A 5,842-nucleotide genomic window follows, 5' to 3' on the forward strand; every position below is an offset into this window, starting at 1 on the left:
AAAAAGCAACACAGGACTTTTTTGATCTATTGCGTATGATTTATAGAAAACAGATTTTAAAAGAAGATCTAGATCGAGAGTTTAATCGTGATGCATTGTATTTTGCGTATGTAGTGACAAAGAACAAAGAGTTATTGAATATCTACCAGAAAAGTGAAAAGGGTGATGTAAAAGTGTGTAGAGCATTAGATGAAATGTTTGAAGAATCAACAAACAAAGGAATCCAGATGGGTATCAAGCAAGGGATTGAACAAGGCATTGAACAAGGTGTTGAGCGTGGTGTAAAAAATACACAAATCAAAATAGCGATTAAAATGCTTGTAAGAAATAATCAAACGCTTGAAGAAATCTCTGAGATTGTTGGATTAGACTTAGATGCATTAAGAGAATTAAAAAAGAGTATTTGATGGAATGGATGTGCGGTCACATCCATTTTTTACAAAATGTTGAGAAAATGTTCAACAAAGGCATTGCACTAAATCAATTTGAAGTATATCAAACCATGTTAGATAAAGGTTTCAGTGTTAAAGCTATCGCGTCAATTTTCTCAGTGAGTGAAGAATTGATTAAAAAAATATTTTTATTCATGTTTAGTGATAGAGGTACGAATATTCGTATCCTTAATTTTTGGTTGAAATTTAGCACTCAATTGTTGACGGTGCTAAAAATTGTGATATACTAATAGCAGACAAGGAAAATGAGTGCTAGAAGGAGGTCTTCACAATGGAAATCACACAACGTCAAAAGATAATCTTTAAAACAATAGTTGAAGAGTTCACACGTTGTGCAGAACCGGTTGGTTCGAAGACTTTGATGGAACTTCTGGATTTCCCAGTTTCATCTGCAACCATCCGTAATGAGATGGCGACACTTGAGAAGTTAGGATTGTTAGAGAAGACACATACTTCAAGTGGTCGAATTCCGAGTCAAAAAGGCTACAGGTACTATGTTGAACATCTTATGGAAGCAGATTTGGATGTTTCTACAAAGAATGCTTTACAGCAAGTCTTTAGTGAAAGACATTATTCGTTAGAAGAAGTTGTTCAAAAAAGCTGTGACATTTTGTCACATATGACAAATTTAACGAGTGTTGTTCTAGGACCTGATAGCAGGCATCAGACTTTACAACATGTACAGTTGATTCCAATCAACAATCAAAGTGCTGTTGCGATCATTGTCACAGATCAAGGACATACAGAAAATAAAGTGTTCCAATTTGGTACAGATGTATCTATGCAGGATATTCAAAATTGTACAGATTTATTAAATGACCAATTAGTGGGAACGCCAATTGAAAATGTTGTTGATAAAATGAAAGAAATTGAACCGATGATGGCGGCAAAACTTGTTCGACATGAAGTTTTGTTTGAAGCGTTCGTTTCAGCCTTTATGCGATTTGCGACTGAAAAAGTTGCGGTTTCTGGACGAAGCAATATGTTGTATCAGCCAGAATTTAGTGACATTAACAAGTTGAAACAAATGATGCGTATATTGGAAAATGGAAATTTATTCCACCAATGGACGGATCAAGAGGGAAATGTAGCAATCCAAATTGGTGAAAGAAACGAGTTGTTACAAATTGGAGATTGTTCGGTATTAACAACAAAATTCCATTATAACAGCGATGAGGAAGGACAATTAATGGTTGTTGGTCCAAATCGAATGCAGTATTCCAAGGTCGTAGCCTTGATGGATTATATGTCAAATGTCATCGAAGACGTCTTTGGGACAGACAAAAATAAAGGAGGTGCCAACGATGAGCAAAGAAGAAAATAAAGAAGTAAAAGAAGAAGTTGTTGAAGAAGTAGCTGAAGAAACAGCTGAAGATGTAGTTGAAGAAAAGAAAGAACCTGATTCAGACGAAATCATTGAAGGTTTGAAGGCAGAACTTGACAAGGCAAAAAATGATGTAGCACGTGCTTATGCAGATACAGAAAACATGAAAAAACGTCTACAGAAAGATGCAGATACAGCTCGAAAATATCGCTTCCAACAGCCAGCAACGGAAATCTTGCCAATTCTTGATTCAATGGAAATGGCTTTGAAAGTACAAACCGATGATGAAGTGATTAAGAATTATGTCAAAGGCTTTGAGATGATTCATAAACAATTGAAAGGTGTGCTGGAAAAAGAAGGCGTACAGGAAATAGATGTAGCCGATAAACCATTTGATCACAATACAATGCAGGCTTTAATGCAAGAGAAAAAAGAAGGCGTTGAAAGTGGAATGGTTATTGAAGTATTACAAAAAGGATATATGTTGAAGGATCGTATTTTACGACCTGCATTAGTAAAAGTAAGCGAATAGGGAGGTAATTATCATGAGTAAAATTATTGGTATTGACTTAGGTACAACAAATAGCTGTGTTGCGGTTATGGAAGGTAAAGATTGTAAAGTAATTCCTAACCCAGAAGGAAATCGTACAACACCAAGTGTTGTTGCGTTCAAAGATGGAGAACGTATTATTGGTGATGCGGCAAAACGTCAGGCAGTCACAAACAAAAATACAATTAGTTCAATTAAGCGTTTGATGGGAACGAATGAAAAAGTAGAAGCAGAAGGAAAATCATATACACCACAAGAAATTAGTGCAATGATCCTTCAATACTTGAAATCATATGCAGAAGACTACTTAGGAGAAAAAGTAACAAAGGCTGTTATCACAGTTCCTGCATACTTCAACGATGCACAACGTCAAGCAACTAAAGATGCTGGTAAAATTGCTGGATTAGAAGTAGAACGTATTATCAACGAACCAACAGCTGCAGCATTGGCTTATGGTATTGATAAAACAGATAAAGAAGAAAAAGTATTGATCTATGACTTAGGTGGAGGTACTTTTGATGTTAGTATCCTTGATTTAGCAGATGGAACATTCGAAGTATTGTCAACAAACGGAGACACTCACTTAGGTGGAGATGACTTTGATAACGTATTAGTAAACTGGATGGTTGATACATTCAAGAAAGATAACGCAATTGACTTGTCACAAGATCCAATGGCTATGCAACGTTTAAAAGAAGCTGCTGAAAAAGCGAAAAAAGATTTAAGTGGTGTAATGCAGACACAAATCAGTTTGCCATTTATTTCAGCAGGTCCAGCTGGTCCATTGCACTTTGATACAACATTAACACGTGCAAAATTTGATGATATGACTAAACATTTAGTAGAACGTACATTGATTCCAATTGAAAACGCATTAAGAGATGCTAAATTGTCTAAATCAGATATCGATGAAGTATTATTAGTTGGTGGATCTACTCGTATTCCAGCTGTTCAAGAAGCAGTACGTAAAGCATTAGGAAAAGATCCTAACCACTCTGTTAACCCAGATGAAGCTGTAGCTATGGGTGCTGCAATCCAAGGTGGAGTTATTTCTGGTGATGTAAATGACGTATTATTACTAGATGTTACACCATTATCATTAGGTATTGAAACTATGGGTGGAGTTATGACAGTATTAATTCCTCGTAACACTACAATTCCAACAAGTAAATCACAGATTTTCTCAACAGCTGCTGATAACCAACCTGCTGTAGATATCCGTGTATTACAAGGTGAACGTCCAATGGCTAACGACAACAAAGAATTAGGTAACTTCCAATTAAATGGAATCGCACCAGCTCGTCGTGGTGTTCCTCAAATCGAAGTTAAGTTTGATATTGATGCCAACGGTATTGTACATGTAAGTGCTACAGATAAGGGTACTGGTAAAGAACAACACATCACAATTCAAAACTCTAGTGGATTGAGTGATGAAGAAATCGATCGTATGGTTCGTGAAGCTGAAGATAACAAGGCTGAAGATGAAAAACGTAAAGAGGAAATTGATTTACGTAACAAAGCTGAAGGTTTCATTGCACAAATCGATGGAATGTTAGAAGACAATAAAGATAAGATTGATCCAAAACAAGCTGAAGAAACTAAGAAATTGCGTGATGATCTACAAAAATCTTTAGATGAAAATAACATGGAAGAAGTAAAATCTAAGTTAGACATGCTTGAAAAGGCTGCAATGCAAGCAGGACAAGCAATGTATAACCAACCAAATGGTGATGCAGCTTCACAATCAACACAAACTCATTCAGGTGATGATGTAGTTGACGGTGAATTCACTGAGAAGTAAAATAAATAAGCAACATTTGAAGTTCTAGCCACGCTAGAACTTCTTCGTATCGTATGGAGGGATTCACATGGCAGAAAAACGTGACTATTATGAAGTGCTTGGTGTCAGTAAAAGTGCGACACCAGATGAAATTAAAAAGGCCTATCGAAAATTGGCCATGAAATATCACCCCGATCGAAATCATGAACCTGGAGCTGAAGATAAGTTCAAGGAAATCAATGAAGCTTATGAAGTATTAAGTGATGAGAAAAAGCGTGCTACCTATGATCAATTTGGTCATGCGGGCATGGATGGAGCCTTTGGACAAGGTGGTGGATTCTCTGGTGGATTCACAGACTTTGGAGATTTAGGAGACATCTTCGGTTCGTTCTTTGGTGGAGGATTTGGCGGTGGAGGATCTCGCCGTTCAAGCAATCAACCTCGACAAGGACAAGACCGTTACATGCAGATGCGCATTGATTTCATGGATTCAATTTTTGGCAAAACAGAAACGATTTCATTGGATGTCGATGAAACATGTAAACACTGTAATGGATCTGGAGCTGAAAGCCCAAGTGATGTGCAGACATGTCCTACATGCCATGGTTCTGGATATGTTATGTCTCAACAAAGAACACCTTTTGGTGTGATTCAGCAACAAAGTGTATGTCCGGATTGTCATGGTACAGGTAAAAAGGTTACACATGCATGCTCACATTGTCATGGCAAAGGATATGAGCATCGTCGTGTAAAATTGGATATTAAAATTCCAGCAGGAATTCAATCTGGTCAACAGATTCGTATTCCACAAAAAGGCGAAAGAGGATCAAACGGAGGACCTAATGGAGATTTATATATCGAAATTATGGTTACACCACATCCAACTTTCAAACGCGAAGACAATAATATCTTCATTAAAGTTCCAATTAGTTCAATTGATGCAACGATTGGTTGTACAATTCAAGTTCCAACCGTGTATGGTGATGTTGAATTGAAAATTCCTGAAGGAACACAACCAAACACTAAATTCCGTCTAAAAGGAAAAGGTGTAAAATCGCGTTCAGGAGAAGGGGATGAATTTGTAGAAGTTCAGGTTGAAATTCCACGTAAAGTATCTCGAAGAGAAAGAGAGTTATACGAAGAATTAAAATCTGGTCAAGCTGAATCTCCTTTTGAAAGATTCAAAAGAGCGTTTAAGTAAATGAAAAGAGCATTATTGCTCTTTCTTTTTTTTCATCTTGTCCGAATCTAAGAAAAACATTGTGAATGTAGCTCTTGAAAGAAGTACATTTTCATCATTAAAGATAAATACTTCATAAACTCCGGTTGTTCTTCCACTTGAAATTTCTTGTGCAATCCCAATCAATTTGCCACCACGACCAGGCTTAATATAATTGATTGTACCTGTAAGTGTAACGCTATCTCTTCCTGTCGCAAAGCTTGCTGCTCCAGCGACTGTATCTGCCAAAGAGAATAGGGCTCCACCATGGACAAAGCCATGTATATTTAGAATTTGTTCATCAATAATCATTTCTACTTTCGCAAAACCATGTCGTACTTCTGTAACACGCATGTCATTGCTTTGAAGAAATTGACTCGAACTATTTAAACGTTCCATTAACGCGTGCATATTTTCTTCCATAAGTAAATTTACCTCCTTCTATAATCTTTTAAACAGTTGGAGATAAACTCCTCTAAGAACCGTACGTGCAGTTTTCCCGCATACGGCTCCCCAC

General features: G+C 36.9%; 5 protein-coding genes and 1 pseudogene. 5 read left to right on the top strand and 1 reads right to left on the bottom strand.

Annotated features, from left to right (window positions below):
• The 5 genes and pseudogenes from ACZQCL_RS05245 to dnaJ all read left to right on the top strand — a co-directional run.
• Positions 1–407: pseudogene (locus ACZQCL_RS05245) on the top strand (RpnC/YadD family protein); the annotation flags it as partial.
• Positions 408–723: 316 nt separating this feature from the next.
• Positions 724–1,776 carry a heat-inducible transcriptional repressor HrcA gene (hrcA, locus tag ACZQCL_RS05250; protein ID WP_003866149.1) on the top strand — a complete coding sequence of 351 codons (1,053 nt, stop codon included), beginning with the start codon at positions 724–726 and terminating at the stop codon, positions 1,774–1,776.
• Positions 1,757–2,308, top strand: a complete 552-nt coding sequence (gene grpE, locus ACZQCL_RS05255) for a nucleotide exchange factor GrpE (protein ID WP_482482062.1) — start codon at positions 1,757–1,759, stop codon at positions 2,306–2,308. Before hrcA ends, grpE begins: the two co-directional genes overlap by 20 nt.
• Before the next feature lie 13 nt (positions 2,309–2,321).
• Complete coding sequence (dnaK, locus tag ACZQCL_RS05260) at positions 2,322–4,127, top strand: molecular chaperone DnaK (RefSeq protein ID WP_217799289.1); 1,806 nt, start codon at positions 2,322–2,324, stop codon at positions 4,125–4,127.
• Between the two features lie 67 nt (positions 4,128–4,194).
• Positions 4,195–5,307, top strand: a complete 1,113-nt coding sequence (gene dnaJ, locus ACZQCL_RS05265) for a molecular chaperone DnaJ (protein ID WP_278462535.1) — start codon at positions 4,195–4,197, stop codon at positions 5,305–5,307.
• 12 nt (positions 5,308–5,319) lie between these two features.
• Here the strand turns inward: dnaJ and ACZQCL_RS05270 are convergent, their stop codons facing one another.
• Complete coding sequence (locus tag ACZQCL_RS05270) at positions 5,320–5,748, bottom strand: PaaI family thioesterase (RefSeq protein WP_181979373.1); 429 nt, start codon at positions 5,746–5,748, stop codon at positions 5,320–5,322.
• Between the last annotated feature and the right edge of the window lie 94 nt (positions 5,749–5,842).

It is taken from the genome of Holdemanella sp. (genome assembly GCF_056804935.1).